The organism is Mesorhizobium sp. PL10 (assembly GCF_053714315.1).
In genome coordinates this window covers 1-16,400 of record NZ_JBSKBR010000050.1, presented here as the reverse complement: position 1 = coordinate 16,400, position 16,400 = coordinate 1, and the positions used below count along the sequence as shown (strand labels likewise).

Below are 16,400 nucleotides of genomic sequence, written 5' to 3'. Positions count from 1 at the left end.
CAACGCTAAACTGGGGAAGATTCAAACGGCACTTCTGGGGAGTATTGATCCGGTATCGACAATGGCGAAGGCGAGCATGACGAGGGAGGCGTGGCGATGCCAGCCATGCCATGACCGGGTTTCGTTGTGATCGAGTCCGAGCTCGTTCTTGGCGGTCTCGAAGCTGTCTTCGATCGCCCAGCGATGGCCTTCCACGGAAACGAGCGTCTGGATGCCCGTCCCGGCCGGGCACCATGTGGTGAAGAATGCGAGATCGCCGTCGCTGATATTGCGCCGGATCAGGAGGCCACGGGTCCAAAGCCCCGATTTCGTCTCGTTATATTCGTCGGCATCGAGATCGGCGAGTTCGCAGTAGGCCCAGTCATGAAGCCGCGCGCCTTTGGTGCCCTCACCGGCGGAAAGACGCTGCCATGCACTTGGATCGAGATCACGGGCGATCTCTTGAGCTGTGCCGGCGAGCGGAGGCTTCCCCGACCAAGAGCCGAAATGGTGGTCCGACTTGACCCCAAGAACGTAGCCTTTGCAGGCTCGCCGCAGGGTTCCTTCGACGTCCCCGACGCCATACACCGCATCTGCGGCCACCCATGAAAACGGCACATCGGCTGCCAGCGCACGCCGTATCATATCGACAGCCAAGCCTGGCTTGGTAGCGAAGGCTATAGCCTCAGGAACATGGGTTGCTGCAAGCCTTACCGGATCTCCGGTCCAGCTTTTGGGCAAGTACAGGGCCCGATCGATAAAGGCATGACCGCGAGCGGACACATAGGCGGCGAACACACCGATCTGGCAGTTCGTTATCTTGCCTGCCGAACCTGTATATTGACGCGCAACACCGCACGATGTCTTGCCCTGCTTGAGGAAGCCCGTCTCATCGATGACCAGGACCGCATCATCTGTGGCGAGGTTTTCTACAACATACTCTCGCACGATGTCGCGAAGTCCGTCCGCGTCCCAACGCCCGCGACCCAGAATGGCTTGTTGCCGCCACGGGCCGGGATCACCGGCCGCCTCAGCGCGCATCCAACCTGTCTTACGCCGCTCGTCACCCAGCAAGCCGTCCAGGAAAAGGTTCGCAGATGCTGCAACTCGCTCCTGCGTAAACAGTCCGCGCATACGCGCTTTCACGTCACGCAGCGATGATGCCCAAAGCTCAAGCGTAGTTTCGATTGATGCACCTGTCATCCATGACCTCCGAATCATGGAGACCCATAGATTCAGACCATAGATAAATATGCAACTGTAATGCTAGGCTCGGACCGATCCGGCTTTAAGCCGTAACCTGAAGCCACCGCCTTCATGCGGTGGAGAATTCACGGCGAAGCCTTCCTGCGCAGTTGCGTTGCTGGCAAAGCCATTTCGACGCCGGCATTCATGAACGCGGCATTGAGCTCATCCGCGAAAGGGTTCCGATCGCGGGCGAACACGGGAGCCGCGCTCTGGGCCAGGCTGATTCACCCAATGCTCGGCGCGAACGAAATATGGCAGAATGCTTTGGTCGTCCCAACAATGCAACCGTACTGGTCGGCCCAATTGTCGAAGTCGAGCACGTTGCCGCGAGTGTACGCCATTCCGTTGATTGAGGAGGAACCGCTGAGAAGGCGGCCTTGAGGATGCTCGATAAGTCATCCATTGAGCTCGGGTTCCGGATCAAGAAGCCCCAATTCTCGTAGCAAGGCCCCATGAGGGTGTCCATGGCTGCCGGCATGTCGACCTTCCACTTCCTGTGCGCCCGGCTTCGACGAGAAGCACCGTCGTGGCGTCCACCGGCGATCTTGTCGACCCTGCGACCGAAAAAGCCTTTGTCGTGTGCGCCATGGGATCAGCCGCCGATGTGATCCGGCCTCCAAGGCCGCCCGGCTAACTCCGTGGAACTGGCAGATATTCACCAAGATCCTGCTCGCGATTGCAACGGCGGGTTTGGAATCGTGCAGTGGCGAACCTGCAAGCTGTTTCCTGATTGTCGGCCTGTTTGTCGCGCCGGACCTAAAGGTTTCAGTTCCTGTCTCGAAGAATACAACACCACACGAGGACAAGGAAATCGGGCTGTGTTCATTCGAAAAGTCTTCAACCGTTTCTAGTACTGTGCGGCAGAATTGTTGCCAAAGAGCGCGCATAATATATGCCATCTCCTTTCTCTGGTAAGCTACATTTTCAGTAGGCCAAGGCGATAACCAAATATCATTGTTGCTATCAGTAATAAGAAACATACAATTAGAGCAACTGCAACTGCCTGGAGGTCTCTGCTCGAAGGGGCGCCGCCTGACATTTGGGCCTCTGTCTCAAACGGGTTGAGCACATCAGTTTTCGTCGACACCGTGACTGCTGGCAAGACAAATGTCAACATTCGCGAAAAAGCCGAGCAAGGCATCGCCCCGCACCGACCAACTCAGTATCGCGACAAATAGTCCGGCTTGGGGCACGTCAATGTGTCCACAGTAAAACGACTGCCAGTCTGGATAGATCGCGCTTCGGTTCGAGAAAGTCCGGCGCTAGCGTTCTCAAGGTCGCATTTGAACGAGTTGGGCGGTTCGGCGCGCACAAAACATCGCGGTCGAAACGCTTAGCGAAGATCCGACGGCCGCACAACACTGCGCCACAGTGGAACCGCCGAGCCACCAACGACGATCCGAACAGGCTTGCCAGCCGTCGGCAAGTCCGCTAGGCGCTGCTAATACCGATGGTGGATCGGCTGCGCCTTGTCGCAGTGCGCGTCAACGCCGGTGTCGTGCAACACAAAGACGCGAGTGACGAGGGTCGAAGACCGCAATGTATAGACCATGGCATTGATTCCTATCGTGAAATCAACGCCGGCCGCCGCACGCCGATCCACAACATGGCCGCAGTGTCCCGATTGCAGACTCAATACGAGTAATCTAGTATTTGCGTCTCAAGTAAGATAGTTGACATTCTGATAATCGGAGGCTGTGCGCACCGCTAGCCCCTAAAGGAACCAATGGTGATGGAACCACTCTCTCTGCGCCCTACCCCCGAAATCATCGCCGACAGAGTCCGATCTCAGATAGTTTCCGGGAAGTTCGCCCCCGGAGAGCGGGTGCACGATGCCAAAATTTCCGAACAGTTGGGAGTTAGCAGGGGACCGGTTCGTGAAGCATTGCAGAGGCTCGTCCAGGAAGGACTTTTGATCAACACCCTTAACCGAGGGGTTTGCGTTGTCGATATAAGTGTCACGGATTTACTTGACGTGATCACTGCAAGGCGCGCTGTCGAGCGAGAGGCTTTTTTGATCGTGCACACATCAAAGCCTGCTGCTCTTTTTGAAAAGCTTCGCAAGGTTATCCACGGCATGGAAAAAGCGGCAGGCAGTGGAGATTGGCGGGCGGCGGCAAACCACGACATCAAATTTCATACGTTGATTGTCGAAGCTTCCGGAAGCCCACGGTTGTCGCGCATATACGCGACATTAGCGGCGGAAAGACACATATGCATGACGAAGGAGTTTGCGATTTTTCCAGACCTTGGCAAACTGGCCAGCATGCACGAGCCCCTGGTGGAAGCGCTGGAAGGCGACAGTCAGTCAATTGTTTTGAAGGCTTTGGACGAACATCTCCGAAGCGGCATGGAACTGGCGCAGCCTCATGGCGGAGGCCACGCAAACTTATCGAGGGCGGACGTAGATTAGCGTAATCAGCCAAGGCGGGAGAGAACCGCAGTCTTGATTTCGTGTGTCTTATCCTTCCCCGGAACCGTGCCGATGCCCGCAGCCGTTGCCATCTCCAGCGCGGTCATCACGCTCCTGGCGGCATCCGATTCACCGAGATGCTCCAGCATCATCGCGCCAGACCAGATCGCTGCGATCGGGTTGGCATTACCGAGGTGTGCTATGTCGGGGGCGGAGCCATGCACAGGTTCGAACATCGACGGTACCGTTCGGTCGGGGTTAATGTTTGCAGAGGCCGCGAAACCCAATCCGCCCTGAATAGCTGCGCCGAGATCTGTCAGAATGTCGCCGAACAGGTTGGAAGCGACAACCACATCGAGAATTTCGGGAGCCATTACCATTCTCGCCGCCATCGCGTCGATATGATAGGTCGATACTTGGACGTCGCGGTATTCCAAAGCCAGCATATGAGTGATCTCGTCCCAGAACACCATCGAGTATTTCTGGGCGTTGGACTTCGTGACGGAGGCGAGCTTACCGCTGCGCCGACGCGCCTGTTCGAACCCGAAACGTAGGATGCGTTCAACGCCCTTTCGAGTGAAAATCGAAGTTTCCACGGCGACCTCGTCAGGCGTGCCTTGATGAACGCGGCCGCCGGCTCCGGAGTATTCACCTTCTGTATTCTCGCGAATGCAGAGAATGTCGAAACTTCCTGATCGCAGGGGTCCTTGAACGCCAGGCAGAAGCCGATGCGGCCGGACATTAGCATATTGCACAAACGCTTTACGGATAGGGAGCAGCAAACCATGCAATGAAACCGAGTCAGGCACCTCTGCCGGCCAGCCGACAGCGCCCAGCAAAATGGAATCGAAACCGCGAAGGGTTTCGATTCCATCCGTCGGCATCATTGCACCTGTTGCCTTGTAGAAGGCACAGGACCAAGGGAACTCGGTCGCGTGGAGCGCAAAGCCATAATTTTTTGCGGCAGCCTCCAAGACCGCCCAGGCCGCTTCTGTGACATCCGGGCCAATTCCATCTCCAGGAATGAGTGCGACAGAATGCGTTTTCAACGACATATTTCTCCAACCGAGTCCGGGCCCGTCCTGCTATGGAAGGGCATCAAAAGAGCTAATGATACGCTTTGTTCAGGGCGTTCTCGAAAGACCCAAGGAAGCGGTCGACGTGTTGCGGTTCGCAAATCAAAGGGGGGCGAACCTTCAGCGTGTCCTCGTTCGCGCCGGTGGTGCTGATGAGTACAGCGTCGTCCCGGAGCAAATTGACAATTTTGAGCGCGGCCGCCCTTCGAGTTGCAGGGCTCTCTTCCGCGCCGACATCGATCCCGAAAAAGAGCCCAGCGTTTCTTATACCTCGGATAACAGACGTTCTCCCGGCGATCGTTTCCAGGCCCTCTCGCAGGCGTTTGCTCATTGCAAGTGCGTTGTGACGTGTATTGTCCCGCTCGAGCACCGTCAGTACGGCATTCGCCGCCGCAATGCCCACGGTATTTCCAGCGAACGTATTGACATAGCGAGCAGTTGAACCGAAGCGCTCCATGGGGACTTGGCGCCCTACGACTGCTCCTATCGGAAACCCGTTACCCATTGGCTTACCAAGCGTAACCAAATCGGGCACGATTCCGTGTCGCTCAAAACCCCACATATGAGCACCTGTACGCCCGAAGCCCGGCTGGACTTCATCGGCGATAAGCAGCCCGCCCGCTTCCCTTACTGCTGTCACACCTCCCGCGATAAAGCCTGGTGGGTCGACCCAGACTCCGTCACTTGAAAAAATGCTGTCCATGACCAGTGCTGCCACACCGATGCCACGGCGCTTCAGATCAGTGATCGCCGCACGAACCTGCGTCTCGAAGAAATCGGCTGCTTGAGAGCTTGGCACGCCTTCTAGACCGGGAAGTGCGACCATCCTTACGAATGGGCTAAGCTTTACGGCATCGCCCAGGTTCGGCGAAATTGCAGCGATCGCAGCGCTAGTGCCGTGGTAGGCATATGATGAAACGATCACGCCTTCACTATTGCTGATCAACCTAGCTACACGAAGAGCGAGGTCGTTGGACTCGCTCCCGGTGCATGTGAAAACCACGCGGTTGAGTTCCTGCGGAAAATTTGCAACAAGGCGTTCGGCATAGGAGACGAGCTTTGGCTCAAGATAACGCGTATTGGCGTTCAGCCGACTAGCCTGTTCGGCGATGGCTGCGGTAACTTCGGGATGGCAGTGTCCTAGCGACGGCACGTTGTTGTAAAAATCAAGATAGGCCTTGCCATCAGGATCATACAGCCACATTCCCTCGGCCCTTACGAAATGCACTGGCCGACGGTATTGGAGCCGGTAAGACGACCCAAGCACATTTTCACGTCGCGAAATCAGTTCCGCCTCACGCGCTGGGACATCAGCCTCACCCGGTATGTAGCGATTGGGCATTAGATCTGTAGACATGGCTTCAACTTATGTTAGAGGGCGACGAAACGGCTTGCAGCCGCGTTCACGATGGCCACAGCAGTTGCTGCTTCAATGGTAGCCGCGAATGGCGTCCAAAATGCACGTCTCAGCTTCCTCGGGAGCTAAAGCGGCGAGAATGTTCAAACCACACTCAGCCCGCGCGACGTTTTTCTTGATGTACTGCGCATCGGCTGGAAAGAGATGCGCTCTCCAGTGGTTCACAAGAATGAGAGCGCTTTGCCGTGCTCGCATGAGTGGAACCAATAGGCTTCTCTCCAATGTTGAGAGGTCACATGTGGACGTGTAGCCAGCAATCAAATCTTCCGCTCCCCCCAGGGTACGGTTTGAATCCGTCACCAAATGACTGGCAGCGATCGCCAGATCCTGGATCCTAGGCCCAAAGGTGCCATCTCCAAAGTCGATGAACGCTATCTTGTTATCGGCGAAAAACACATTGTGCGGGCTCGGGTCATTGTGGGTTATCTGCCATTCGACCATTGCCAACTGCGGCTCGACGATTTTGCAGAAGTCGCTCATCGCGGAGTCGACATGTTCACCGATTGGCCCTGGAGGCAGATATTGCTGCAACTGTATCAGGTGTGAGCAGCACCCGATGTGCCATAGGACCGGCCGATATTTCCCTGGTACATCGAGAGGTCGAAGCGCAAGATCCAGGTGCCCGAGCGCGCGACCGGCTTGATAGTACTCATCGGCATTCGCACCCAGACTGTGTAGTTGTCTGCCTCGAATTTTCGTTTGGAGATATCCGCAAAAATCCGCTTCCTCGAACGTCAAGCCGCCTTCAGTCGTGCGTATGACGGTCGGGACGACAAAGGTGTCCGCGTTCTGCAAGGTGGCCATTACGGATGCTTGAAAGCGAAAGCTGTCTTGTGCCTTGGCTCTCGTCGAGGTTTTCAGGATCAAGCTCTGCCCGTCCCCGGTTACCACTTGAGCGGTGAATTCAGCCTCCGACGATAGCGCCGTGATTTCTCCTTTCAAGCCATAGTGCCTCAGCAGGAGCTCCGCCAACTTCAATGTCTTGGGAGGATCTGGAGGTGTTGAAAGCCCTTTTGAAGCCGCAAGGAAATAGTTCCTGCTGGCCGAAATCGAGAAAAATGCCCGGGTATCGTCGTCCCACGTCTTCGCCGCGACTTCCGCGTAAGCGTCTCCACGGTTTGTCATCAAGTCCTTCCTGGTCGAATTTCCCTGCCGATAGCTACGGGCCCTGTCCGCGCGCCCCGTCACCGCGCGGTCTTCGCTTTAAGCCCGGTCCACCCCGCACACGGCACACAGGCGTCGACCTGCGGAGTCAAAGCCTGTTACGACGCACCTACTTTGCAACTTCCAGTTCGTACGGATTTTTTGCCGAACTCACGCTGCCTTCAACGGTCATCTTGGAGATGCGAGTAAGGCCTTCCTTGACCAAGGGAATGGTCTTCTTTGGATCAGTTACGACACTACCATGAGCGGACGCGATAATGCGGGTCGGATAATCTTCTTCGATCAGTTTGCGCAGTCGCTCGAGCTCAGGCTCAGCGCTCTTGAGACGGGTCCAGTAGAGCGCGTACTCCAGAAAAATCCCAGTAAGCTCGGGAATTGGCAGATCCGGGATCTCTTCAGCGAATTTCCCGCATTGTTCGGCCTCATGGTAATGGCCGAACCCAAGACCATCAGACGAAAATAGCACCTTTTCTTGCTCGTCGTAGCCCCAGAGCGAATTCACCAGATCAAGGAAGACCGCTTCGACGAAGACGAACTTTCGTCCGCCCAGATCGATTTCGTCGCCCTGCTTGACGTTCAAGAAACGATCGACATGCTTCGGGAAAATGAGCTGCATGTCACGCATGTCCCCGATGCCGCGGGCCTCAGGATAATAGTTGAGCCATCGTCCGAGGTTGCCTGAATGCGTTACCTCAGGGTGCGTCGGGAAGATGAACTCCGGAGCGGGAACACCTTTTGCCACCAGGCTTTCAACTTGATCCCTGACGACGATCCAGTCCTTGATATGGCCTGTGTCGACGAGGATGCTCCGTTCCTTCCCTGCCACCAGATAGACTGACGAGTACGAATGCTCGAGACCGGCGCGAGTTTCCCAAACAAAACAATCGCCAAGCCAATGCACACCTTCTGCAATTTCGCGTGGGAGGCGATGCTGGACGACGCCAGCAGGATCACAATGGTGAGACTTAACCATGCAAATTCTCCTTTCCGTCGAGTTTGCGAAGCGCCTCGATCACAAAATCTCTGTGGCGAATGACCAAATCACGCCCCGAAATCGCGCAGCCGATGGTCGGCGCGACGTGCTCGATGTCGTACTTGTCAAAGGTCTGCTGTACGAATTCACGCAACGGCTCTGTGTCGGCACCTTCGATCCATTTAAACTTTGTCCGCAGGTGCTCGGTCACCTCGTCAGCGGTCGTGTTGTCGTTTTCTTCCGTCACGACACGGACGCCAGGCTCAGGCGCCATGACGTGAGAAAAAGCGTCAGAGGTGAACAGCGTCCGACTTGTTGCATCGTACAGCCACGCTGCATTGAGCAGCTTCAGCTTGGCGTTGATTGTCTCAAGCACTCGTCCGTGCGACAGGGTTATCTCGCCGTCCGCCCCAAACATCTTTGACTCGTAATTGGGCACGGGAAGCGGCTCTTCAGTACGCAGGTAGACCCAGTCAGACGCCGCAAAGTGAGACCAAATTTCGCTTACGGGAAATTTATCGACGATCACATCCGCGTTCGCCATACTGTCAAACTCGACGGCGCGGGTGAAAACGATCTTCAGGTCGTTGAGCCCGAAAGTCTTGAGCTGGCCGATAAGTGCATCTTCGATGATCGGATAGTTGGTGTCTACCAACAGCCCCTCCTTTCCTTCGGTCAGGAGATATGCGTTGAGAGCGGCATCTCCTTCTCGCCCCTTGGCAACCCAATGAATGTCTCCGCTCTGAGAGACGGTTGCACCCAGGGCATAGAGTTTCCCGGCAACTATTGGAGCAGGCGCTCCCTCTGTAACTTGTGTCACTAAACCCTCCAAGATTGGCACGCCCACTCCAATGGTAGGAATGTCAACATTATGCAAAAATTTAGTTCCGCCGTCCAGCAAAATCTCGACGTTGTGCAGCTGGAAGTTTGCGATCTTTGAAGGGGCTTGCCGCGGCCACCGGTCGGTGGCCGCAATCGAGACGGCTATGTGGCCTGTTGCGCCTCAGGCGTAAAGTTTGATCCACGTGGACTTCAGGTCGCTGTACTTCTCGATGGCATGCAACGACTTGTCCCGACCGAAGCCCGAGCGCTTGAACCCGCCGAAGGGTGTGGTGATATCGCCGTCAGCATAGTTGTTGACTGAGACGACGCCCGCGACCAAGGCCTTGGAGGCAGCAATAGCCTTGTTGATGTCTCGAGTCCAAATACCCGATGCGAGACCGTAATCCGTGTCATTGGCGATCCTGATCCCGTGCTCGAGGTCTGTCGCTTCAAGAACGGAAAGCACCGGTCCGAAGATCTCCTCCTTTGCGATCGTCATGTCATTGGTTACGTGGTCGAACACGGTCGGCTCAAGGAAGTAGCCGTCATAGCCGGCAACTCGTTTGCCTCCCAGTTTAAGCGTCGCGCCCTCTGCCGAGCCTTGCTCGATGTAACCCAGGATCCGCTTCATCTGCGTATCGCTGATGATCGGGCCTAGCTCCGTCTCTGTGTCCAACGGATCACCAACTTTATAAGCGGCTGCCACGTTTATAACGCGTTCAACAAACTCTTCCTTGATCGACCGCTCGACGATGAGGCGCGCGGCAGCATCGCAGGACTGGCCGGAATTGTGGAAAAGACCCCAAGCTGCCGAGCGGGCAGCGGCGTCAAGATCAGGTGCATCCGCGAGAACGATGAGGGGCGATTTCCCCCCACATTCAAGCGTCACACGCTTCATGTTCGACTGCCCAGAGTAGATCATAAACAGCTTGCCAACTTCGGTGGAGCCCGTAAACGCGATCGCGTCGACATCCATGTGGAGGCCCAGGGCGCGGCCAGCCGTTTCGCCATAACCCGGCACGACGTTGAAAACGCCTTCCGGGATGCCAGCCTCCATAGCTAGCTCTCCAAGCCTCAATGCACTTAGCGGGGACTGTTCTGCGGGCTTGATGATAATCGAATTACCAGCCGCAAGAATTGGCCCAATCTTCCAGGAGGTCATGAAGAGAGGGTAGTTCCAGGGGACGATAGCTGCAACGACGCCAAGCGGCTCGCGCCGGATCAACGAAAGGGCATTCGGTGCGGTAGGTGCGATTTCATCGTAGAGCTTATCAATAGCCTCGCCGCACCAGCGGATGGTTCTGGCGCTCTTAGGAACATCCATGACGATTGCGCTCGATATCGGCTTTCCGGCGTCAATCGTGTCCAGGAGCGCAAGTTCCTCCAGATTAGCCTCGATGAGGTCAGCGAATTTGATCATGCGTTTTCTGCGGTCGTCTGGTGCCATTCTGGACCAAACACCTTTGTCAAAGGCCGCCCGAGCCGCGGCAACTGCCCTATTGACGTCCTCACTGTCGCATTCGGCAACTTCAGTAATACGCTTGCCGGTCGTCGGGTTGATGGTCGCAAACCGCCTCCCAGAGGCGGCAGCCACCGCGCGTCCACCTATAAAGGCGTCGGTACGCAGCGAAAGCTCAGCCGCTTTCTTCGCCCAGTTCACTGTTGCACTATCATTTATCGCCACGATCTTCCTTTCTCGCGTACGCTCCTGAAGGCGGCAGCAGCGGCCTCCCGAAAGCGGTGAAATTGTAGAGATGTTGACATTCTACGTTTCGCGTGTCAACGATCCTCTATGTCTTTGCTGTACCTTGGGGGCTCGCATGGCGGATAAGAAAAAAGTGGTGGCTCTGATTCCACCAGGCCAGGTCAAACCCGAAATCCTCGCGGATGCATCGCGTTTCGCGGATGTGGCATATGTCGGAAATGACAAGGAGGCCGAACTTTCGCTCGCCGACGCCAATGCGCTTTTTCTCTGGGATATTTCCAGTCGAGTGATCCGTGATAATCCACTTTGGACGAACCTTGAGTGGATTCACACCGCAAGCATCGGGGTCGACGCTATTCTGACGGAAGCGGTCGTCTCGTCAAATGTGGTCGTCACCCACACGCGCGGAGTTTTCGAACGTCCGATCGCCGAGTATGTGCTTGGCCTGCTGATCGCAATTACCAAGGAATTCTACAAGACATACCGCTACCAGAAGGCCGAGAAATGGGTGTCTCGATCTACCCACTCCATATCAGGCCAGACCATCGTGATTGTCGGACCCGGAGCCATCGGCCGCGAAATTCATCAGATGCTATCGGCCGTGGGCTACAACCTGATTGTGGTAGGCCGCAACAATGTGGAACGTGACGACACGTTTGGCCGGGTCTACTCGATAGACAAACTCGGCGAGATCCTCCCAACTGCCGATGCTGTGATACTTGCCATGCCTCTGACTGCGCAAACCCGCAACTTCATGGATGCGCAGCGCTTCTCGATGATGAAGCTGGGTGCTACCTTCATCAACATTGGCCGGGGCGGCCTCGTTGATGAAGACGCTCTGGTTGACGCGTTGAACATGGGCCGTGTCGGCACCGCCGCTCTTGACGTATTCGTCACCGAGCCACTGCCGAAGGGCCATCCGTTTTGGAAGATGGACCAGGTCATCGTATCGCCCCACATGTCCTCGGACCTCCATGACTACCCTGATCAAGCGGCCAAGCTCTTTGTGTCCAACCTTGAACGCTGGAGCAATGGGCAGCCACTCGAGAACGTTGTCGACAAGCGCAAACTCGCAAGCGGCGGCAGCCGCATCAAATAGAGCATCGGTTGTACGGCCGCGCTTTTTAGGCTGACGAAACGGCTTGGCTAACCGCCGCTATCCTCCACGGTTCAAAGCGTGCAACCGCGATCCAGGACTTGGTGTGGCTTGAATGGAAATGAAATGAAAACCGTCTCTTACTGGCTCGACGAGCCTTCAAGGCCGCTCTTCAACGCGCCGCCATCTATCTCCGGCGACGTTGATGTTCTGATCGTCGGCGCGGGCTTTACAGGCTTGTCCTGTGCTTATCATCTTGCCCGTAGCGGCACGCGGGTCGTGGTTGTTGACGCCGGTCGCATCGGCGCCATGGCGTCAGGTCAGAACGGCGGACATTTGAACAATGGTCTTGGAGGGTCCTATCTTGCGGCTAAGCAGAAACACGGTCAGGAACTCGCCTGCGCACTTTATCACGCCTATGACCGCTCGGTCGATTTGATCGAGACTATAGTCAACGAAGAAGGCATTGATTGTGATTTCAGGCGCTCCGGTAAATTGAAGGCGGCGGTCAAGCCTTCGCACTTCGAGAGTCTGCGAACTCAATATGAGGTGATGGTCAAGGACGTGGATTCAGAGATCACCCTCGTGGGACCGGAGACGATCCGATCAGAAGTTGAGACAAACAAGTTCAGTGGTGGTCTACTTTACAGAAAGTCTGCACAGATGCATATGGGCCGTTATTCCGCAGGGTTGGCCCAAGCAGTGGTCAGGCATGGCGGTCAGGTGTGGGAGGAAAGCCCGGTCACCGAGATCACACGTCTTGGCAATCGGTATCGGGTCCAAACACCGCGCGGAACTGTCACGGCACGCGAGGTCGTGCTTGCGACGGGTGTGTCCAGGATCGGCCCTTTTGCGTGGTTCAAGCGACGTCTCGTGCCTGTGGGAAGCTTTATCATCGTAACAGAACCGCTAGACATGTCCGTCATCAACCTTTTGATGCCAAACCGTCGAAACGTTACGACGACAGCCAACATCGGCAACTATTTCCGCATCCTTCCAGATAATCGCATGCTTTTCGGTGGCCGCGCGAAATTCGCTGCCTATACAGGTCAGGGTCACGCGAGATCATGCGAGATCCTAAGCAAGTCTCTCAGGGAGTTCTTCCCCCAATTGGGGAACGTTCAAGTCGACTATTGCTGGGGCGGAGCGGTCGACATGACTGCAGACCGTCTCCCTCGTAGCGGCATCTATCGGGGCATGCCATACGCCATGGGTTACAGCGGTCACGGGGCTCAGCTGTCGACCTATATGGGTCGCCACCTGGCGATGAAGGTCCTGGGCCGGCCGCAGTACCAGCCATTCGAAGATCTCCCCTGGCCAGCAATTCCCGGTTACTTCGGATGGCCTTGGTTTCTGCCCTTTGTGGGGGCGTACTATCGGTATAAGGACCGAGTGAGCTAGGCCAGGAGCTGATCTCAGCGCGGGCCAATCATGTAATTGATGAGCTTGCCGTTTTCGCAACTGGCTTAACGATAATTCACCCACTGCCGAGTAAGCGGGGAGGTGTTTTCAGGCTTGGGAGTGCGTCGAACCTGATCGAGGTGCCCCGTTTGATCATTTGATGAAATTCCACCGGGTCGTGTAGCCCCGGCGGATCGTCAAGCTTGCCCGCCCGGACGGGAGGTGCGGCAATCCCTTGAACTCGACCAAGGTCTTACCTTTCTTTGTCGCCGGTCGACACAGCCCAGATCTGCGAGAGCATCGCCATGTCGCTGGGTTGCGGCTGCTGGACAAGTTCCTATTCGACAAATTTCGGACCGTTGAACGCGGTAACCGCAGGTAGTTCACCCTCGAACGGCTCGATCTCCACGAGGCAGGACTGAGCCACAGTGGCTTGAGAAAGTTTCGAAGAGCCAACGTCCAGTGTCACCGCGTTCGGATTGCCATGCTTGTCGAGACTGTTCGTCGACACCCATTCTTGTGGGTCAAACCAGGCCCCTGTCGCGATGATAGCCACCCCTTCCAGGAGATCGTCGGTGATTTGAGCCGCGGCAAGACATGCGCCTCTGTCATTGAATACCCTCACGACGTCCCCCTCCGAGATTCCGCGCGCCCGCGCATCACACGAACTCAAGAGGATCGGCTCTCTCCCCGCGATTTTGCCAGCTCGGCTGTGCGAAGAGTGGTCAAGCTGACTGTGTAGGCGGCGGCGCGGCTCATGGCTCAAAAGATGCAGGGGATATCGAGCAGCCTTGTCCGAGCTTAGCCACTCCACAGGTTCAATCCATGTTGCCTGAGCTGGACAGTCGTCGTATCCGAAGCTTTCGATCGTCTTGGAATGAAGCTCTATCCGCTGCGACGGAGTGTTCAGTGGATTCAATTCTGGGTCAGCTCTGAAACTCTCCAATAAAATGCCAGGCTTGATTGGTGCTGGAAGCTCAAGGCGCCCGCTTTCCCAGAACGTGTTAAAGTCTGGTGCTTCAACCTGATCGGCGGCGCGCTGCCGGAACTCTTCATAAATTTGAACGAGCCAATCCTCGGCAGTCTTTCCCTCTGCAAACGCAGCTCCCTCGCCCATTTTCTCAGCAATTCCGTTGAAGATGTCGAAGTCGCTCTTCGCTTGCGCGAAGGGTTCCTTCACCTTCCGCATCGCGACGAGGTGCCCCTCGCCTGAAGCATAGCCGATGTCATTGCGCTCCAGGGTGATACTTGCGGGCAATACAATGTCGGCCGCTTTAGCACTACTCGTCCAGAACTGTTCGTGGATGATGGTTGTTTCTGGCCGCTGCCACGCCGAGATGAACCGGTTGAGATCTTGATGATGATGGAACGGATTTCCACCCGCCCAATACACCAGCTTGATGTCCGGATAAACGTAGCTACGGCCGTTGTAGTCGTATCGTCCGCCCGGGGTCAGAAGCATGTCGGCGATCCGTGCTACCGGAATGAATTCCTCAACGAGGTTCCTGCCTTGCGGCAGCCTCGGTCCTGCAACGCGGAGCTCGTTGGACCCTACTGAGTTCAACGTCCCATAGCCGATACCGAAGCCCCCTCCTGGGTTGCCGATCTCGCCTAAATGAGACGCCAGAGTAACCAGCGCCCAATATGCCTGCTCGCCGTGGCTCTGCCGTTGGAGTGACCAAGACGCGTTGATCATCGTTTTCGAAGCAGCCATATCCCGCGCCAGTTGGACTATCTTTTCGGGCGGGACGCCAGTGATTGCCGATGCCCAGTGCGGCGTTTTGGGCAGTCTGTCGCTTTCTCCGAGGACGTAAGCCCTTACTTCTTCCCCACCGGTGCAGAACCGCGCGAGGAAGGCGCGATCGTGCAGGTTCTCAGTCAGCAGGACATGAATGAGCGCGAGCATAAGCGCGACGTCGGTGTTCGGGCGGATCGGTATCCAGTCCGAAGCACCATCGATATCTTGCCTCAGCGGGCTGATGTTGACGAACCGGACTTGCCTCGATCTCATCAAATCGAGAGCATCGCGGACTCGATGGCGGCTCGGACCGCCTGCAGTCATTTGCGTGTTGCGTAGCGGAATACCGCCGAACGCCACGAAAAGCTCTGTATGGCTGGACAGCGTAGTCCAATCCGTATGCTGCTCGAGGAGTTGTTCCATCGGCGCGAGCACATGCGGCATGATAACAGATCCCGCGCCGAAACTGTATGAATCGCGGCCGCGCACATACCCACCTATAACATTCAGAAACCGGTGGATCTGGCTCTGTGCGTGGTGAAATCGGCCCGCACTTCCCCAGCCGTAAGAGCCTCCAAAGATTGCGCGGTTCTCGTGCGCGTTTTTCACACGTCGGAGCTCGGCCGCGACAAGATCAAATGCTTCGTCCCAAGGGACCTCGACGAACCTTTCAATTCCTCGCCCTGCCCGATGAGCGCCTGGTCCATGTCGAAGCCAACTCTCGCGGAACGCTGGCCGCTGTACCCGCAGTGACTGCACTTCAGGCGAAAGAAGATCGAGACCAATCATGCTGGGGTTCGCGTCACCGTCCCAAACCTGGAGGCGTGGATTGCCAGCACCATCCCGCGCGACGCGATGAACTCCCCAGTGACTGACTGTGAGCTCCGGTGTCGAAGTTCCCACGCTAAGTGGTCCAGTCATATCGACCTTCCGGTTCCAGCGAGACAGAGGCGCGTGGATGCGAGACAGGTATGCTTATGCGCGTGCGAAAGGACCGGGAGCAAAAGCTCGTAAGCCCCGGCAGCATTCTGTGCCGCAGAGTTCCAGGGATCTTTCTCCGTTTGGTATCTGTCGTCGTTGACATGAACATTGACGGCTCGACATCCGACGAAACGGCCCTGACGGCGCTGGTGCAGACAGTCGCAGCACTCCGCCCCCCAGCATCGAGCAACTGCATACTATCGACAAGACGAATGTCAACATTCATTGTTGAGTTGAAGCGCTCCGGGCTTATCATGCCGCGGTTGTGGCTTGTCTAACCAGGTAGCGTCGATTGTACCCATTGGCAAACTCGCCGACCGGTCGAACCAGGGGAATCGGGTGAGTTAATTTTCAGGAGATGAGGCTGACGAGAAAGTCCTCGTTCCA

At 56.4% G+C, this 16,400-nt stretch carries 11 protein-coding genes and 1 pseudogene; 3 read left to right on the top strand and 9 right to left on the bottom strand.

Annotated elements, in window-relative coordinates; all coding sequences use genetic code 11:
* Positions 1 to 57 precede the first annotated feature (57 nt).
* Positions 58 to 1,200: pseudogene (locus ACWGTO_RS31285) on the bottom strand (IS701 family transposase); the annotation flags it as partial.
* Positions 1,201 to 1,451: 251 nt separating this feature from the next.
* Positions 1,452 to 1,619: a GMC family oxidoreductase N-terminal domain-containing protein gene (locus tag ACWGTO_RS31280; protein WP_454578614.1), complete on the bottom strand. Its 168-nt coding sequence runs from the start codon at positions 1,617 to 1,619 to the stop codon at positions 1,452 to 1,454.
* Between the two features lie 1,334 nt (positions 1,620 to 2,953).
* Here ACWGTO_RS31280 and ACWGTO_RS31275 point away from each other — a divergent pair.
* Entirely contained in the window at positions 2,954 to 3,640 is a 687-nt protein-coding gene (locus ACWGTO_RS31275) for a GntR family transcriptional regulator (RefSeq protein WP_454578613.1), read from the top strand.
* A 5-nt stretch (positions 3,641 to 3,645) separates the two neighbouring features.
* On the opposite strand, the gene ACWGTO_RS31270 is transcribed toward ACWGTO_RS31275, so the two are convergent.
* The 6 genes from ACWGTO_RS31270 to ACWGTO_RS31245 form a co-directional block, all read right to left on the bottom strand.
* Complete coding sequence (locus tag ACWGTO_RS31270; protein ID WP_454578612.1) at positions 3,646 to 4,689, bottom strand: tartrate dehydrogenase; 1,044 nt, start codon at positions 4,687 to 4,689, stop codon at positions 3,646 to 3,648.
* Between the two features lie 58 nt (positions 4,690 to 4,747).
* Complete coding sequence (locus ACWGTO_RS31265) at positions 4,748 to 6,073, bottom strand: aspartate aminotransferase family protein (RefSeq protein WP_454578611.1); 1,326 nt, start codon at positions 6,071 to 6,073, stop codon at positions 4,748 to 4,750.
* A 72-nt stretch (positions 6,074 to 6,145) separates the two neighbouring features.
* Positions 6,146 to 7,258, bottom strand: a complete 1,113-nt coding sequence (locus tag ACWGTO_RS31260; protein ID WP_454578610.1) for a phosphotransferase enzyme family protein — start codon at positions 7,256 to 7,258, stop codon at positions 6,146 to 6,148.
* 148 nt (positions 7,259 to 7,406) lie between these two features.
* Positions 7,407 to 8,270 carry an MBL fold metallo-hydrolase gene (locus ACWGTO_RS31255; RefSeq protein ID WP_454578609.1) on the bottom strand — a complete coding sequence of 288 codons (864 nt, stop codon included), beginning with the start codon at positions 8,268 to 8,270 and terminating at the stop codon, positions 7,407 to 7,409.
* On the bottom strand, positions 8,263 to 9,090 hold the full coding sequence (locus ACWGTO_RS31250; protein WP_454578608.1) for a hypothetical protein: 828 nt from the start codon (positions 9,088 to 9,090) through the stop codon (positions 8,263 to 8,265). The genes ACWGTO_RS31255 and ACWGTO_RS31250 overlap by 8 nt, the downstream gene beginning before the upstream one ends.
* Positions 9,091 to 9,273: 183 nt before the next feature.
* Positions 9,274 to 10,752, bottom strand: a complete 1,479-nt coding sequence (locus ACWGTO_RS31245) for an aldehyde dehydrogenase (RefSeq protein ID WP_454578607.1) — start codon at positions 10,750 to 10,752, stop codon at positions 9,274 to 9,276.
* A gap of 160 nt (positions 10,753 to 10,912) precedes the next feature.
* On the opposite strand from ACWGTO_RS31245, the gene ACWGTO_RS31240 reads away from it, so the two are divergent.
* Together ACWGTO_RS31240 and ACWGTO_RS31235 are read left to right on the top strand one after the other, a co-directional pair.
* Positions 10,913 to 11,896: a D-2-hydroxyacid dehydrogenase gene (locus tag ACWGTO_RS31240; RefSeq protein ID WP_454578606.1), complete on the top strand. Its 984-nt coding sequence runs from the start codon at positions 10,913 to 10,915 to the stop codon at positions 11,894 to 11,896.
* A 123-nt stretch (positions 11,897 to 12,019) separates the two neighbouring features.
* Complete coding sequence (locus ACWGTO_RS31235; protein ID WP_454578605.1) at positions 12,020 to 13,294, top strand: NAD(P)/FAD-dependent oxidoreductase; 1,275 nt, start codon at positions 12,020 to 12,022, stop codon at positions 13,292 to 13,294.
* Between the two features lie 337 nt (positions 13,295 to 13,631).
* Here the strand turns inward: ACWGTO_RS31235 and ACWGTO_RS31230 are convergent, their stop codons facing one another.
* Complete coding sequence (locus tag ACWGTO_RS31230; protein WP_454578604.1) at positions 13,632 to 15,821, bottom strand: molybdopterin-dependent oxidoreductase; 2,190 nt, start codon at positions 15,819 to 15,821, stop codon at positions 13,632 to 13,634.
* Positions 15,822 to 16,400: the final 579 nt, after the last annotated feature.